Consider the following 16,375-nt stretch of genomic DNA (forward strand, 5'->3'; position numbering starts at 1 on the left):
TGACGGGAGAGACGGTCACCATCATCAACAGCGTCGACATCGGGTCCACACCACACACGGATCGCGGCGGACGGATGCGCGCTCAATCAGTCGGCAGGAGCGGGCGCATGAACGTTCGCTCGTACCGCACGACACAACCCGAGTCGTCGCGGATGCTGTCAGCCTCGACGAACTCCGGGTCATTGCCGAACCGTGCGCGGTAACGCTCGTAGGCTGCCAGGCTCTCGAAACTGAAAAGCGCCTCGGCCCGGTCGCTGGCTCCCTCGGCGGGTAGGAAGTAGCCGTGGTGCACACCACCGTGCTTGGCCACCAGCCGCATCCACGCACGGGCGAAGCGTTCAAACGCCTCGATCTGCGCGGGGTCGATGGTGTAGTGCACGACGCAGGTGATCATGGCGCCACCATACGGGCCGGTGCTCCCACAATCGCACACGACCGCACGGTCGGCGGCAGACACTACGCTGTCGTCGCCGGTTGGCAGAGACACTTGGGGCTGCGGTGAGTTTGACCAGCCGCCGCGTGACGGAGGGGGCGATGCTGAGATGACGGCAGGGCGACCGATGCCCACGCAGGACGACGTGCTCGGGTACTTCGACACGCTGTCGAACTGGGGACGGTGGGGCGACGACGACGAGCTCGGAACCCTGAACCACATCACCGACGACGTCCGGCTGGCGGCGGCGCGGGCCGTGCGCCACGGCAGGAGCGTGTCCTGCGCATGGGAGGTTGCCGTACCGCGAGACATGGAGCGGTCGACGACGACGTGCCCGTGCGCCGCCGACATGCCGGGTGCCGAGAACATGCCGACCGCTTTCCACGCCGACCGGCGCTGGGGCTTCTCGTCCGAGCGGCTCGGCATCACGTTCCACGGCAACACCCTCACCCACGTCGACTCGCCGTGCCACATCTACTGGGACGGCACGATGTACAACGGGCGGTCGCACTCGTTGGTCGACGCCGCGACGGGTTCGGCGTGGGCGGCCGTCACGGCGGCGGCGAACGGAATCATCACGCGTGGTGTTCTGCTGGACGTCGCGAGGGCCCGCGGTGTGCCGTGGTTGGAACCGGGGCAGGGTGTGTTTCCCGACGACCTCGAGGAGGCCGAGCGTCGCCAGGGTGTAAGGGTGCGGTCCGGCGATGCGGTACTCCTGCGGACCGGCTATGGCCGCTTCCGGCACGAGGCCGGCGAGTCCGGCGGTTTCACGCAGGCCGGCTGGCACGCGTCCTGCCTGCCGTGGCTACACGAACGCGACGTCGCGCTGATCGGCGCCGACACCCCTCAGGACGTTCAGCCGTCGGGGTACGAAGACGTGTTGATGCCCGTCCACGCCGTGAGCCTCGTCGCGATGGGTCTGTGGATGCTCGACAACTGCGACCTGGAGATGTGCGCGACAACGGCTGCCGAGCTCGGCCAGTGGGACTTCCACCTCGCAGTCGCGCCGGTCCGTTTCGCCGGTACGTCCGGCAGCCCGGTCAACCCGCTCGCCACATTCTGACCGCGGTGCACACGCCTGGCGAAGGTCCTGGATCCTCAGCACGTCCGTCAGGTGCACGACAGTCCCGGTAGTGCCCGCACACAACGATTGCTGTACGAAGCTGCCGCACGACAGCAGAAAGGCCACCTCCCGTTTCCGGGAAGTGGCCTTTGACCTGCGTGGGCGATGCTGGTATCGAACCAGCGACCTCTTGGGTGTGAAACAGGACGCCGCACCGACTCTGACCTGCGGCAACGTGGAGCCGGAGGCAGGGGTGGGTGAGTTGGGCCCCGTTCGATGCCGTTGGACGCAGTTCAACGCCGTTCAGGACACCCGGTTGCTCCCACCCTGCTCCCCCGATCCCGGGCCGGTGGCCCTGGCGTCGCCCAGGCGCCTTGGGGCTCCGCTTCGGCACGTCTTCATCGAGCAGTGCAAGGCCGACGTTTAGTCAACGCGACCGGGGCGCCGAGGGGCAGCGCGCACGGTCGGCGGCAGATGCGGTAACGAACTCACGGGCCCGGGCGGTCAACATCGGTGCCATACCGGGCAACCATGGTGCGGACGGCTTCGTCCACAACCGCGGTCGTGCGGGCAGGGGTCACCGTCCAGTCCGGGAGCAAAAGGCTCGGCCAGAACAGGTAGTTGGAGATCATCCCGAGGAACTGCGTAGCGGCCATCTCCGGGTCAGCGATGTCCGCGGCTCCCGCGTCGCGCTCGGTCAAGAGGTAGATCCGGACGGACTCGAAGTATGGCAGTTTGCCGCGTGAGAAATGTGCCTTGGCCAGTTCGGGAAAGCGTGGCAGTTCGGCGATGACGATGCGGAACAGGTCGGTCATCTCCGGCTGGCTCAACAGCGTCGCGTAGCGCCGGCCGAGCACCGTCAGGCCAGCCGTCAGGTCACCGGCGGGCGGCACGTCGGCGACCTCGTTCTCGGCCCACGAGTCGATGACGATGGCATCGAACAATGCCGCCTTAGTCGGGAACTGCTTGAACAGCGTCGCTTTCGACACCCCGGCGCTCTCGGCAACACGCGCTAGTGATGCCCGGTCGTAGCCCAACTGCAGGAAAAGCTCAGTAGCGGCTTGCACGATGAGCGCGCGCTTCTCCTGCGCCACGCGCTGGTGATAGGCCGACGGCGTTGGGGTCATGCGCCCATCATAGCGAGGTGAGTGGGTTGACTCACCACTCTCGGCGGCGTAGCGTCAAGGTGGTGAGTCGCGCGACTCACCACCCGGTTCTACGGGTTGTCGTCCCTCGTACGTACTCGGAGGATCTGTTGTCCCGCTTCGCCAATCAGACCGTTCTCGTGACCGGCGGCACCGGCGGGCAGGGAGCCAGCCACGTTCGCGCCTTGCATGCCGAAGGCGCCAACGTCGTCATCGGCGACATCAATGCCGAGCGTGGTGCTGGCCTCGCCGCCGAGTTGGGAGATGGGGCGCGTTTCGTCTGCCTCGACGTGTCCCAGGAGGAGTCGTGGGCCGCCGCCGTCGCGGAGACCGAGAAGGCCTTCGGTGCGCTCACTGTCCTGGTCAACAACGCCGGGGTGCAGAACCCGCCGGCCCTCATCGAGTCCACCAACCGGGCTACGTGGGCTCGCATCCTCGACATCAATCTCACCGGCACCTTCCTCGGCATCAAGGCGGCCGCACCGGCGCTGCGGCGCGCGGGGGGAGGAGCAATCGTCAACATCGCCTCCACCATGGGCATCGGCGGTACTGCCTTCTACGCGCCTTATGTCGCCAGCAAGTGGGCGGTCCGAGGGCTCACTCAGACCGCTGCCCTTGAGTTGGGCCGCGACAACATCCGCGTCAATGCCATCCACCCCGGCGTTGTCGCCACCCCGTTCATCACCGAGCCGGCGGCCGGCAGCGCCGCCCCGATCGCCGACTTCTACTCGCCCGAGCCGTTCGCCGTCCCCCGGCTGGGGCAGCCCGCCGACATCACTGCGCTGCTGTTGTTTCTCATTTCGCCGCACGCGGCCTTCGTCACCGGCGCCGAGTACGTCATCGACGGCGGACTGCTCCTCGGCCCCGCTTTACAGAAGGAAGCCGCATGAAACTTGGAGACGGTTTGGGTGTTTCGCGAGCCAGGCCCTGACAGCGGGGGTTTTGTGGGTGCCCGCAGCGCCCGGCTCGCTGTGACCCCGCCCGACGATGCGGGGGTTGCCGTCGTCGACGGCATCCCCCGCAGATCATTGCGGACCGCATGATGAAGGCGGCCCCGCCATTCCTTGAGCAGGGATGGGCGTTCTACCCGATGGCCGTGGTAGGTAGATCTGAAGACGGAGAGATCAGGTCACGATGCGGCGGCGATGAAGTAGCCGGACTGGTCGACGATGACGTGGGACGTACCCCCGCTGTTGTGGAAGAGGTCGACGCCGGAGCCCACGGCGACCACGGCGGCGTTCGACGCGGTTTCCCCGGCGACGAAGTTGACGTTCGAGGCGGTGGGCCGCTGCCCACCACCGGGGTAGAGGGTGAGCACGCCCGGCGTGGTCGACGCGGTGACAGTCACGTTGCCCAGCAGCGCGGCGGGGGCAGGGCAGGCCGGGTTGCAGACGACATCGCTGCGGAACGGCGCGAACCGGACGGTCTCCCGAGGGGCGAGAGGAGCCGGAGCCCGGCCGGAAAGACCGGTGCCGTAGCGGGAGTCGACGATCCGCTTCGACGTGATCGGGACGAACGTGTGGGTCGCGTCCGGGCTGAACCAACCGGCCAGATCCGCGATGACGTGGGTGGTACCGGAGCTGTTGTTGAAGATGCTGACCTGACCGTTCATCACCGGCACGGTAACCAGGTTGGGGATGGTCTGCCCGGCCACGAAGTTGAGGCTGGACGCGGTAGGCGCCGCCGATCCGTACGGATAGACGGTGAGCACACCGCTGGTGGTCGGCGCGGTGACTGTCACGGAGAGCACTGCTGCGGTCGCGGTGGCGGGCACCCGGCCGGATAGGTCGAGGGCTCTCGTGCCCTTGGCCGGGACGGGGGTTCCTCCGCCGTCCCGGGTGTCGAGGACCCGCGTCGGTGGTGTCGATGCGTAGCCGGAACCGGTCGCGGCGTAGAAGCCCTGGAGGTCGGCGACCAGATGGACGGTGCCCGAGCTGGCGTTGTAGAACATGACCGACCCGTTGCGGACGGGTACGGTGACCTGGTTCGGCACCGTCTCCCCCGCCACGAAGTTGACGCTGGACGCGTCGCTGCCGTCGCCGCCCGGAAAGACACTCAGGAAGCCGACGGACGTCGGCTGGGTCACCGTCACGTTGAGCACGACCGCGCTGATATCCGTGTTCGGGACGCCACCGAGGGTGCCGATCGGCAGTTCGACCCGCCCGAAAGCGGCGACCGGCCGGATGTCGGGCACCCCGATCCGGGCCCGGGTGTCCAGAACCCGCGTGGGCGCCACCGGTACGTAACGCGCGCCGACCTGGGTGCAGACCGGCTGTTCGTAAGACCTGTGCATCCGGAAATCGGTCTGGGATGCCTGCACCTGCACGCAGGCGTTACCCGCCCGCCGCAGCGTGTACTCCGCTGCGGCGGAGGTGCTCACCCGCCAGAATTTCTCGCCGTCGAGGAGAAAGGCGTACTGGGTCCGCACCCTCTCGACGGGCCAGGCGGAGTGCACACCCGACCGCGCGACCACGTCGAACGGGCCTCCGCCGACCTTGCGCTCGACGCGGAGCGGGTCCTGGGTGACCGGCCCCTGAGCCTCCACTGCTCCCCGGTCACGGTATCCGCTTCCGGTGCCGGTGTTCCCGACGGCTGGATCGTCGGCGAATGACCCATCGAGCATGTCGGTGTCCAGGACACCGGGGGCATTCGCATCAGCCGAGTCCCGGGCCGGCGAACCGTCTGTGGTTTCCAGGTAGATCCGGTGCATTCCGCCGGCCCAGACGATCTTCGGATCGGCCGAGAGGTCGTGGGTGCCCTGCCCCGTCGCCGCGACAAACGAGACGAGGGTCGGGTGTTCGGTGCCCGCCCAGGTGTAGGGCGCCCCGCCGCTGGTCGGGTCGAACAGGTTGTAGTCGGTGCTGGTTCCCGCCGCCGACGCGGCGGACAACCGGATGCCGACGGCGTCCGCCGGAGTTTTGCAGACATGGCGCTGGCGGGTCGTGACGACGATGTTGTTGCGAATTGAGGCACCCGACGAGCTGCCGGCCAGATCGATGCCACGGCGGCAGTCGACGTGGAACGTGTTGCCCGTGAGGGTGAGGCCGGGCGCGTCCGCCGCGACCAGGCCGGACCCGTCAAGCTGGGTGGCGGTGACCGTCGTGTCGGTGACGCCCGGATCGATGGCCACCGACGCGCCGATCGGGTTGTAGATGTAGCTTCGGCTCAGGGTCACCCGGTTCGACGTGCCGCTGATCCGCACACCGCTGGGGCCGTAGCTGCCGGTCTGGACGGTGAGCTTGTCAAGGCGGACCCGCTCGGAATCCCGCACCGTGACGGCGTCGGCATATCCGACCCCGAAGAGGACTAGACCCTCCACTGTCACGTCATGCACACCGGTGAGGTCAAGAATGGACTGGCTGCTTGCACCGGCCGTGGCGGCCACGCCAAACGCACCGACCCGCGCCATCCGGTAGTTGACGTTCACCGCCCGGAAGGTGATGGGCGCGGACTCCGTGCCGGACCGGGTAAACCGGACCTTCTCGTGGTAATCCCCCTCCTGCACCAGGACCGTCTGGCCTGGGCCGGCCACTGCGGCCGCCTCCGAGATGGTGCAGAACGGCCGTTGGACGCTGCCGTCGCCAATTCCCTGACACCAGGATTCGCTGACGTGCAGCTCATCACCGGCCGTGGCCGCCGGTGCGGCCGGCGCGGTACCGGCTGCGGCCGGTACCGTCGGCCCAGCCAGAGCCGCCCCGCCGATCAGTGCTACGACCGCGAACCACGCCCAGCGTCGGATGTTCATAAAGCGCTCCCCGCAAGCAAGATGATCGAATTTGGCGTAGTCGCCTAACGGCCTCCGCGACACAGCGGCCACGCCCCGACGAGAAGCGTGGCCGCCGTGACCGGATCGGTCAGTACAGCGGCTTGATGAAGACACCCGCTTGGTCCACGATGGCGTGGGTGGTGCCTGAGCTGTTGTTGTAGAGCGTGGTGCCGCGACCCGTCCCGACGATGGCGAGGTTAGAGGCGGTCTCCCCTGCGGCGAAGTTGACGTTCGACGCCGACGGTCGCGCCTCGTCCGTCGGGTAGGCGGTCAGCACGCCCGCCGTGGTCGGAGCGGTGACGGTCAGGTTCGCCACCATCGCCGCCACGAACGGGCAGGAGCAGTTCGCGCCAGCCGCGAAGTTGCCATAGACCGTGATCGACTCGCGCGGATCGAGGGGGTGGTTTCCCCGGTTCGGGTCGGCGCGCGTGTCGGCGATCCGAACCGGAAAGTTCGGCACGTACGTCAGCTCACCGTCCGGCCCGAAGTAGCCGGCCACGTCCACGACGACGTGTGTGCTGCCGGAACTCGCGTTGTGGATGCTCACCTTGCCGCCCACCATCGGGACGGTCACCAGGTTCGGAATGGTCTGCCCGGCGACGAAGTTCAGGTTCGAGGCGGCAGGCGGCGCGTCACCGGCGGGAAAGACCTTCAGGACGCCGGCCGTCGTCGGCCCGGTCACCGTGACATTGAGGACGACGGCGGTGGCACCCGCCGGGGTCCTCTGGGCAAGGTCCAACTGCCGGGTGGTGTTCGGCGGGAAAGCACCCCCGGAGGTACGGGTGTCGAGCGCCCGCAGCGGGTTGAGGGCGGTGAACCCCTGGCCCTCGGCGCTGTACTGACCCTGCAGATCGGCGATCACGTGCACGGTGCCGCCGCTGCTGTTCCGGATCCGAATCTTCCCGTTCTCCACCGGGACGGTGACCAGGTTCGGCACTGTCTCCCTGGCCACGAAGTTGACGTTCGACGCGCTCGGCACCGCCGCACTGTCCGGATAGACGGTCAGGAAGCCCGACGTCGTCGGCTCGGTCACCGTCACGTTCAACACCACGGCACTGATCCGCGCCACGGGCACTCCGCCAATGCTGCTGAGCGGCAGCATCACGTCGGAGTTCGCGGGAATCGGGGTTCTCGTCCCTACCCCGACCGCGTTGCGGGTGTCGAGTAGCCGGGTCGGTGACACCGGTGTGTAGTGCGCCCCCAGAACGGTGCAGAGGTTGGTGATGGAGCCGGGGGCGTCACGGTTGCCGGAGAAGTTCGTGCGGACGTAGGCGCAGGCCCGGCCCGCGCGGCGGAACCGGTGGGTCTCCTCCGGAGATTGGCTCACGCGGTAGAACTTCGAGTCGCTGAACTTGTAGGTGAAGATCCCCACTGGGCCGTCGGACGGCCAGATCGACTGACTGATGCTCCGGGAGGTCCCGTCCAGCGGTCCACCGCCGATGGTCTGGCGGAAGGGCTGCGTGGACCAGTCGAAGCCGACGACCCGCTCGACCGCGCCCCGGTCGTGGTAACCATTGCCTGTGCCGGCGTTGGCCGCCTCTGGGTCGTCGGCGTGCGCATTGCCCAGCATGTCGGTTGCCGGCACACCGCGTGCCGTCGCTTTGGCCGAATCGATCGCTGGCGAGCCCGGCTTCAGGGGGAGGAAACTCCGCATTCCGCCGCGCTGGAGGTCGAGCAGCGGATCGGCGGCGATGTCGTGCCCGCCCTGCTCGGTTGCGGCACGGAACGCGTCCACGGTGGAGTGCTTGGTGCCCGCCCAGACATACGGGGCAATGCCCGTGGTCGGATCGATCAGGTTGTAGTCGGCCACCGTCGGCAGCGAAGCCGCCGAGACCGATATGGCGCCGTCGCCGACGGTTGCCTTACACAGCGACACCTGCTGGCTCAGTGGCTTGACGATGTTGTTCTCGATGGCGGCGCCGGGCGAGGTGCCGGTGATGTCGATTCCCGGGCCGCACGCTGCGGTCACCGTGTTGTTGGTGACCGTGGCGCCGGGCGAGTCGGTGACGCTGATCCGCCCGACCGCGACCTGATTGGCGATGACTCTGGTGCCGGTGGCGGCCCCTTCGACAGCCAGCGCGACGTTACCGGTGTCACTGATGTTGATCAGCCAGTTTCGGCTGATCGTCACGTCGTGGGAGGCGCCGCTCACCCGTACGGCTGCCGGTACCTTCACCTGCTGCACGGCGATGCCGTTCAGGGTGACCCGGGACGAGCCGTCGATCACCACGGCAGGCGACGCGCTGGAGTTATGCCCGTACAACACGAAGCCGTCCACGACCACGTCGTGGACCTGGTTGAGGGACAAGATGGTGCCGGTGACGTCCGACCCGTTGGTCCGGCCCACGTAGACCCACCCGGCGAAGGCGTTCACCGCACGGAAGGTGATGGGCGCGGTCTCCGTGCCGGACCGGGTGAAGGTGACCGTCTCGGGATAGTTGCCGGGCTGCACCAGCACCGTCTGGCCGGGCTGCACCACGGCCGCCGCCGCCGAGATCGTGCAGTACGGCGCCTCTTCGGTGCCGTTGGCGCCCGGCGCGCAGTCCTTGCCGCTCACGTACAGCTCGCTCGTCGGACTGGCAGCTGCTCGGGCGACCGGTGCGGGGGCCGCCGCCACCGCGGGCGCCGCCAGCCCCACCAGGCCCGCGTTACCCAGCAGCGGTACGACCGCCAGGCTCGCCACCATTCGTCTGTCTATCACGCACCCCCGTGCAAGTCGATCATGCGGGGGAGAGCGTAACGCGATGCCAACCGATGCGATCAGCTCCGATCGGTCGGCACCCTCGGCCGTTCGGCCGCCGCGGTCAGTCGTGACTGCCTTTGCTCCGCTGGAGCTATCGCCAATCTCTCGCAGGGTGTCGTATGCGCCGTTTAGCGTCGTCCGCATTGACGGGCGACGGGAGGGCGGGCCATGACGGGCTGGGATGGCGTGCCGTTGTGGGGCGGCGGCGAGGATGAGGTACGGGCTCGTCTGGCGGCGGGAGCCGACCCCTGCATGCCACTCGGGCATGACTCGGCCCTGCACGTCGCGGCGGAGCATTGGCCGCCCGCAGTCGTGGCGGCGATGGCCGCGGCGGCAACCGATGTCGATTGCCTGTCGGACGGCCGGTCCCCGCTATGGCTGGCGGTTCACTCGCGGCGGCACGACAACGCCCGGGTGCTAGCGGCCGCTGGTGCGGACCCGTGGCAGCCGATGATGGCCGGTTGGTCACCCGGTCGGCTGAGCCTCGCGGGCCCCGAACCCGACCTGTTCGGCGCCGCCCCTGCCGGTGTCGAGCTGAGCCCAGCCGAGCGGGAAGCCGTCGCGTTGGCCTGTGAGCTGGGTGAACGTCTGCAGGTCGACTACTACGACGGGATCGGGCTTCTCTGCGTCGCCGGGATTGACGCGATCGAGGCGGTCCGCCGGCTCGACGGCACCCCGATGACCGAGGACGAACTGCTCGCCCACTACGACGTCGACGGCGAAGAGGAGCCCGAGCCAGGCGACGAGGACGACTGGGGCTGGCTTTCGGAGATGGACGATCTGCTACTGGTCGGCGTCACCGACGTGCCTGGCGGCTGCGTGATCACTCAGCCGTGGGGATACCAGCCTCAGACACCCCTGATCGGTCGGCTGCTATCCGCCGGCACCGTCGCCTACGGCCTCTACGCGAACCCGAAAAGCGGCAACCAGGGCAGCATTTACCGTGGTGGGGAGACGATCGGCTGGGACCTGCACCCTGGCGGTGCCGCCTGGAGCACAGACACCAGCCAGATGGTCCTGCTCAGCTACCTCTACCGGGTGCAGGCCCCCGCATACGCGTGCGCGTTCGCAGGCCTGCGTCCTGTCGACGCCCGATGCATCACCGGCCCCGCCGACCAATGGGTCCTACTGCCCGACCGGGACTACTGGGCCAGCAAAACAGTGTGATGACGCCCGGAACGATGAGCCACTGCCCCGCCAGGTCGGTCGGCATGAAGCCCAAATGCCGGGTGATGGAAGACCCTCGGCAACAACGCCGCTGACGGTAGCTCCCGGCGAAATTGCACCGCAACGGTGCCGTGATCAGCCGTCCGCTCGTCGCAAGATCGAGTGCACTCTCATCGACAATGGAGGGCGTCGTCGGCGCCGGTGCGACCCACGACTGTGACGCCTTCGGTCCGCCGAAAATGTCACCACGGAGGATGCGCTGGCCACCGCGTCGCGGGCGGGATCGGTGTCTCAGCTGACGGGACTAACTCCTGGTCCGGCACGGCGGAACCACGCGACCGCCATCGATGTAGGGCAGACCTGACTCCGTGATCGCCTGCACCTGGTGGTCATGGTGATCGAGCAGGGTTAGGTAGAGCTCCTGCGACACCTTCCAGTCGCCGTCGCCGTACAACGCGCATCCGACCATGGCATCCGTGGCCCCGACGATGTCGTTGCGGTCGAGAGCCCTCCGCACATCGTCGGGCGTTGCCGACGGAGGGGTGTGAAAGGTGCGGTGCTCGTGGCTCATGGCCAATATCTTTGATCATTACGGCCGCGCCGAACATTCGCTCATCGGCAGATCCGGTCGTTCAGCGACCGGTGAGCGGGCGCGCTGATCGCGGCTGCATGACAGTGCTTTCCGTTGTGGTCTGCGCGGCCGATGGGGCTTGCGTCTCGGGCCGGTGGTGCCGAGGTTGGGCGAGTCCTACGAAGGTGTGGTGGGTCTTGGGCAGACGGTGGGGATCGATGGAAGTCGGCGCAACGCCCGGATGGCTGCTACGGCGACCGGTACGCCCACCGCCAGGACGGCGATTGCCTGCACGGAAGCGATCGTGGCGAGGGTTGTGTGCTGTGCCTGGTCGCTGTAATCGAGCAGGGTTGCGGTTCGCAGGGCGAGCGTGGCTACGGCGAGCAGGGTGAGCGCCAGCGACCACGGCAGCGTGCGAGGACGACGACGCGATACTCGAACGGCCAGGTGTATCACCATGGCAGCAGTAACCGCCGCGCAGGACAGGCCCGGCCAGTCGACGAGCCTCAGCGCCGGTGTGGTCGCCTGGATGGTGAACAGCGGCACGGGGACGAGGAGGATGCCGACCGGCAGCGCGAGGAGCCAGGGGCGGCGCGGCACCGGTGGGGCGCCGTGGTGAAAGGCCGCCATGGCGAGTAGCAAGACGACGTCGATGAGCAGCATCGCCCAGGGCGACACGGACAGCGGTACATCACCGGCTTGTTGCACGGCGGTGGTGATGGCGGGAGGCACGACGGCGAGCAGGGCGACTGCCTGGGCCACGCGTCGGTGTCCGAGGACGAGCGCAATGTAGGCCGGTAACCATGCGTAGCCGGCCAGGTCCCAGGCGGTGTGCCAGATGCTCCCCGACGGGATGAGTGCCCATTCGGGTGCAAGAGCCGGCAACCAGGCGATCTTCCCGGAGAGCCACAGTGTGACGGCGATGCTGGCGGTGACCATGACGGCGTGGGTCAGCATCGCCATCAGGGTCGCCAGTCGCACGGCTTGCCCCCAGGCGTACGAGCGGGGTGGCGCGTCCGCCCCGCCGAGACGCAACCGCACGGCGAGGGACACAATGCTGGCGACCTCGGACAGGCTCGGCCGGCCGTAGTCCGTGACATACGCGGTGGTCTCGGAGTCGCCGGTGTCCATGCTGTCCAGGAAGGCGGCGACCATGTCGTCTTCCCATTCCTGCCGGTATGCGGCGGGCAGCAGCCGAAGAACGAACCGGTAGCGCTCCTCCAGCCGGCTCACGACGGCGTCCCCGTGATCAGGTTCCGCCGCTCGCGCAACCGGGTCGAGGCGAGGCGCGCGTTGGCGGCCAGCCGTTGAGCCTCTGCGTCGAGGGCGTCGCGGCCTTGTTCGGTCAACCGGTAGTACCGGCGTAAACGTCCTTGCCAAGCCTCTTCGCGGTCCAGTTCGACCAGGCCATCACCGACGAGTCGGTCCAAGACCCCGTACAGGGAGCCGATCTTCAGCTGCACGCGGCCCCGCGACAGTTCCGCCACCTCCGCGACGATCCCGTAGCCGTGGCGCGGAGCGTCGAGCAGCGCGGTGAGGATGAAGAAGGCTGGTTCCGTCATCGCCCGAGAACTCATCCACCTAATATAGTGGAAGACAAGATATGTTGTGTGCCGGAGGCCGAGCTGGCGCCGGCGGGTTCACCGCGCCCCGGCATGCGCGGAGCCCACGACAAGAAGGAGTGATCATGGGCGACGGTGACGCGGCGGACGCCGGAGACCTGGGCGGGCCGGATTTCGCTCCTGCGATACCGGCGGTGGAGAGCAGCGTCGTCGGCGCCCCGCCCACCAACGGGGCGGCCATCGTCCTGGGTCCCGGATACAGCGGTCAGGTCATACTGCCCAGGACCCCGCAACGGGTTCGGCCGCTGCCCCCAGTCGCAAGCAGTGACCTTGGCGGCGGAGCTGGAGAGGATTCACGGGCAGCGCCGACGACCATCCGTAACGGGGCCGGAAGCTAGCGAGAACGACCGCGTCGGCACGTCCGGCCGTCGCAGACCGGTGCCGACGTCACCTTCGGTGACGAGCGCTTCGCGGCAGATGTGCGCGCTCTTGTAGATCCGCGCACTCACAAGCAGCCACCTGGGCTGGGTTACACCGACCCCCGAGCGAGTCGAGTCGATCGGCGCGCGTCCACCACCGAGCTCAGAACCAATCCGTGGCCGTCCCGCCATCCGGCTCCAGGCCAAACCGGCGAATTCGCTGCCAGCGGGGGTCGTCGGGATATGCATCGACCAAGATCATCAGGCAATCCCTGCCGCCAGCGTCCGTCTCACGCCGCCAATCTTTCCGCCTCTTGATCCTGGCCGCTGTTGCCACGCACCACGACGAGGTTCCCAAAAGCGGACACGTCTCCGGGCGCACGCTGCACGCTCAGCAAAAGCCTCCGCCTCGTCGTGGTTGCCCTTGTCTTCGCACACTTCAGCCAACAGCGCGAAGTCATGCGGGTTGACCAGACGCCCCGCAGATTCTGCTTCGGACAAACGCCGCCGAAGACTCTGCTCCAGTTTGTCCGCACCACCACTTCGCTGTTGGATGTCCCCCAACGGCCGACGAGTGAAGACCTGGACGCCCTCCATAGTCCGCGCACGAAGCTCTGCTGCCTCACCCGCGTCACCGGTTCGCGTCACGGAACGCAACGAAGTGGGCCGCCAAGTCCCGGCAGAGCACCGAGCTCTGGGTACACGACCTCGCAATGTGGACCGGCGAATGGGCCAACCATCGGACCCACGGCCGCCAGTCAACCCATGAGCCATAACCCGAGGACACCCTCTCGCCACGCGGCACCGGCAGCGGTCGGCCCAACTACTCAACCAGCCAGCAGGCCCGCTCGGGACCGCACGCAGGTCACTCAGCCGGGCGGTCCATGGCGGTCCGAACCCAGAACCAGCCGCGCTGCTCCCAATCTGCTACCAATGTAAGCGGCACATACGGCGAAGCCCGTTACCGACCACTCCGGTAACGGGCTTCTGACCTGCACAAACTAAGGGTGGGCGATGCTGGTATCGAACCAGCGACCTCTTCGGTGTGAACGAAGCGCTCTCCCACTGAGCTAATCGCCCTCAGCGCCGATGACTCTACCCGATCGTGGGACCGGACCGGAAATCCGGGGTCAGCGCGCGTCGAGGTACTGCATCGCCTCGTCCACCACGTCGATGCCGAGGCTGTACTTGAGCGACAGCCAGACCACCGTGCCCACGAAGACCAGGCCGACGGAGCCGAGCACGATTCGCACGGCCAGTGACTGTCGGGTCACCCACTGCGTCCAGCCGTGCACATGCCGGCGGGTGAAGCCGAGCAGTCGGCGGGCCCAGTGGTACTCGACGGCCCAGATGCCGAGGCCGGCGATGACGAGCAGCCAACCAGGCCCGGGTAGCGGGATGAGCGCGATGCCGATCGTCACCACCAGTGCCCCGGCGATCGCAATGACGATCTTGAGGGTGATCCGGCCGGTGGGGTTGGCGCGGATCAGGTCGAGCGTGGTGGTGATCCGGTCCCGCCAACGCGGGCGTCTCGGTGGGTCGGCCACGACGAGGACGCCGCCGGCTCCACGGCTGGGCCTCTCGGCACCCTCACCATCGGCGCGCGCATCACCGCCGGCGTGTCCGGCGTCTGACGCCGGCCGACCGGACCTCTCGGGCTGCTCCATCGGCACTCCGTACCCCCGCTTTTCGGCTACTCCGACCGCGACTTTCGGTGGGCCGGGCGCCGTCGCCGGATCCACTGAGGATCCTTTCGTGACCATTTCACCCCCCAGTGTCGCTCGGGCCCGTCACTGCAACGGTCGACTGGACGTTACCGGAGTAAGTCGACGACTGAACCACCCGATGCCGGGCGGGATCACGCACTGGGCAGAACCGGAAATCCTACATGAATGCTCACATTCACGCGGCCTTTCCGTCCCCCTTCCCACCACTGGGTGAAGTCAGCGTATGGCGGAGCGTAGCCAGGAGTAGCACCTGAGTATGGGAAAAGCGGGACACGCGCGTTCCGCAGCGGTGCCGGGGGGAGAACGTCCATGAGTGTCATCCGACCGACGACCGTAGAGGTCGAGACGTCGCTAAGGCTCGTCGCGCCTGACGCCACCGCATTGCCGGTGCGTGCCAGTCTGCGTTACGACCCTGCTGACCCGTATGCGGTCCATGTCCTGTTCCATGCCGAATCGGCGGGTGGCGAGGCGGTTAGCTGGTCCTTCGCCCGCGAACTGCTGGTAACCGGCCTGGACGAGCCAGCCGGCATCGGGGATGTCCGGGTCTGGCCCTGGGCCACCCCGCGCGGCGACTTCGTCGCGCTGGCCCTCTCGTCACCGGACGGCAACGCCCTCTTCGAGGTGCCGCGCAGCGTCCTGGTGCGATTCCTTCGACGGACCTACGTCGTCGTCCCGCGCGGCCGTGAGGCCGAGCACCTGGACGTCGACACGGCGGTGAACCGACTGCTCGCCGGTCGCTGACCACCGCCCGACCGGGCAACACCGGCCATCACGGGGCCGCGCGGATCTGCCGACCGCGCGGCTCCGGCACACCCTGGGGGGGTACGCGGGTCCGCCCGCCCGGGGCGGCCGGTGCTCAACCGTGCGTGGTGATGCCGCCGTCGACCGGGATGACCGCGCCGGTGAGGTAGGCGCCCGCCCGCGAGGACAGGTAGATGGCCGTGCCGGCCATGTCCTCGGGGCGCCCGATGCGGCCCAGCGGCACCTGCTGCTCGATGGTGGCCCTGCTCGTCGGGTCGTTCAGCGCGAACGCCATCATCTTGCTCTCGAACGGGCCGGGCGCGATCGCGTTGACGGTGATCTGCTCGCTGGCCAGTTGGTGGGCGAGGCTGCGGGTGAGCATGTGAACGGCCGCCTTGGTGGCCGAGTACGCGTACACCTCCATCCACGGCACCCGGACGCCGTCGATCGACCCGATGTTGATCACGCGGGCCGGGTCGTCGGCGGTGGCGGCGGCGCGCAGCGCCGGCAGCAGCGCGGTCGTCAGCCGGAAGACGGCCTTGACGTTGACCGCCCAGAGCTTGTCGAACGCGGCCTCCGGGTAGTTCTCCAGCGGCGCGCCCCAGGTCGCACCGGCGTTGTTGACCAGAACGTCGAGGCGGGGGAAGCGCTCCCGCACGGCGGCGGCGAGCCCTTCGGCGCCGGCGTCGTCGCTGAGGTCGGCCGGAATGGCCTCGCAGCGGCCCTCGGCCGAGAGTTCCTTGGCGACGGCCTCGCAGACGTCCGCCTTGCGCGACGAGATGATCACGCGGGCGCCGGCCCGGACGAAGCCCTGGGCGATCATCAGGCCGATCCCCCGCGACCCGCCGGTGACCAGGACCGTCTTGCCTTCGACCGAGAACAGCTGCGTCATGCCCATCCCATCGCGAGTCGGCGGGGTGCGCCGGTCCGGCGGGCGGCCGGGACCGAACGGCACTACCGCCGGGTAACGTAGCCCGGCCGTCCGGATCACCACAACCCCGTGCGCGCCCCACCGGCGCGGAGGGCGGCGAGGTCCGG

At 68.2% G+C, this 16,375-nt stretch carries 13 protein-coding genes and 1 tRNA gene; 4 read left to right on the plus strand and 10 right to left on the minus strand.

Going from position 1 to position 16,375, the window contains the following annotated elements; translation table 11 throughout:
* Positions 1–82: 82 nt before the first annotated feature.
* Positions 83–394: an NIPSNAP family protein gene (locus tag M8C17_RS11335; protein ID WP_252416399.1), complete on the minus strand. Its 312-nt coding sequence runs from the start codon at positions 392–394 to the stop codon at positions 83–85.
* 166 nt (positions 395–560) lie between these two features.
* Between M8C17_RS11335 and M8C17_RS11340 the strand changes: the two genes are divergently transcribed.
* Positions 561–1,496 (plus strand): cyclase family protein, encoded by a 936-nt coding sequence (locus M8C17_RS11340; protein WP_252416400.1) that lies wholly within the window; start codon positions 561–563, stop codon positions 1,494–1,496.
* Positions 1,497–1,984: 488 nt separating this feature from the next.
* On the opposite strand, the gene M8C17_RS11345 is transcribed toward M8C17_RS11340, so the two are convergent.
* Positions 1,985–2,623 carry a TetR/AcrR family transcriptional regulator gene (locus tag M8C17_RS11345; RefSeq protein WP_252416401.1) on the minus strand — a complete coding sequence of 213 codons (639 nt, stop codon included), beginning with the start codon at positions 2,621–2,623 and terminating at the stop codon, positions 1,985–1,987.
* Positions 2,624–2,751: 128 nt separating this feature from the next.
* Between M8C17_RS11345 and M8C17_RS11350 the strand changes: the two genes are divergently transcribed.
* Complete coding sequence (locus M8C17_RS11350) at positions 2,752–3,531, plus strand: SDR family NAD(P)-dependent oxidoreductase (RefSeq protein ID WP_252416402.1); 780 nt, start codon at positions 2,752–2,754, stop codon at positions 3,529–3,531.
* Between the two features lie 239 nt (positions 3,532–3,770).
* Here M8C17_RS11350 and M8C17_RS11355 read toward each other — a convergent pair whose 3' ends face one another.
* Positions 3,771–6,386, minus strand: a complete 2,616-nt coding sequence (locus tag M8C17_RS11355; RefSeq protein ID WP_252416403.1) for a right-handed parallel beta-helix repeat-containing protein — start codon at positions 6,384–6,386, stop codon at positions 3,771–3,773.
* Between the two features lie 109 nt (positions 6,387–6,495).
* On the minus strand, positions 6,496–9,093 hold the full coding sequence (locus M8C17_RS11360; RefSeq protein WP_252416404.1) for a right-handed parallel beta-helix repeat-containing protein: 2,598 nt from the start codon (positions 9,091–9,093) through the stop codon (positions 6,496–6,498).
* A 225-nt stretch (positions 9,094–9,318) separates the two neighbouring features.
* Between M8C17_RS11360 and M8C17_RS11365 the strand changes: the two genes are divergently transcribed.
* Positions 9,319–10,317, plus strand: coding sequence for a hypothetical protein (locus M8C17_RS11365; RefSeq protein WP_252416405.1), 999 nt, complete (start codon positions 9,319–9,321; stop codon positions 10,315–10,317).
* Between the two features lie 304 nt (positions 10,318–10,621).
* Here the strand turns inward: M8C17_RS11365 and M8C17_RS11370 are convergent, their stop codons facing one another.
* From M8C17_RS11370 to M8C17_RS11390, 5 genes are all read right to left on the minus strand, one after another.
* A complete protein-coding gene (locus M8C17_RS11370; protein ID WP_252416406.1) occupies positions 10,622–10,888 on the minus strand; it encodes a hypothetical protein in 267 nt (88 codons plus the stop codon).
* Between the two features lie 177 nt (positions 10,889–11,065).
* Complete coding sequence (locus M8C17_RS11375) at positions 11,066–12,121, minus strand: hypothetical protein (protein ID WP_252416407.1); 1,056 nt, start codon at positions 12,119–12,121, stop codon at positions 11,066–11,068.
* The gene (locus tag M8C17_RS11380) at positions 12,118–12,465 is read right to left on the minus strand and encodes a PadR family transcriptional regulator (RefSeq protein ID WP_252416408.1); all 348 of its coding nucleotides are present in this window, start codon (positions 12,463–12,465) and stop codon (positions 12,118–12,120) included. Before M8C17_RS11380 ends, M8C17_RS11375 begins: the two co-directional genes overlap by 4 nt.
* A gap of 1,412 nt (positions 12,466–13,877) precedes the next feature.
* Positions 13,878–13,949: transfer RNA gene (locus M8C17_RS11385), tRNA-Val, on the minus strand.
* 50 nt (positions 13,950–13,999) lie between these two features.
* Positions 14,000–14,632, minus strand: a complete 633-nt coding sequence (locus M8C17_RS11390; RefSeq protein WP_374558094.1) for a TIGR02611 family protein — start codon at positions 14,630–14,632, stop codon at positions 14,000–14,002.
* A 273-nt stretch (positions 14,633–14,905) separates the two neighbouring features.
* On the opposite strand from M8C17_RS11390, the gene M8C17_RS11395 reads away from it, so the two are divergent.
* Complete coding sequence (locus M8C17_RS11395; RefSeq protein WP_007457244.1) at positions 14,906–15,337, plus strand: SsgA family sporulation/cell division regulator; 432 nt, start codon at positions 14,906–14,908, stop codon at positions 15,335–15,337.
* Positions 15,338–15,452: 115 nt separating this feature from the next.
* Here the strand turns inward: M8C17_RS11395 and M8C17_RS11400 are convergent, their stop codons facing one another.
* Entirely contained in the window at positions 15,453–16,229 is a 777-nt protein-coding gene (locus tag M8C17_RS11400; RefSeq protein ID WP_252416410.1) for a glucose 1-dehydrogenase, read from the minus strand.
* Positions 16,230–16,375 lie beyond the last annotated feature (146 nt).

The sequence above is a fragment of the Micromonospora sp. RHAY321 genome, assembly GCF_023896955.1.
Taxonomy (GTDB): Bacteria; Actinomycetota; Actinomycetes; order Mycobacteriales; family Micromonosporaceae; genus Micromonospora.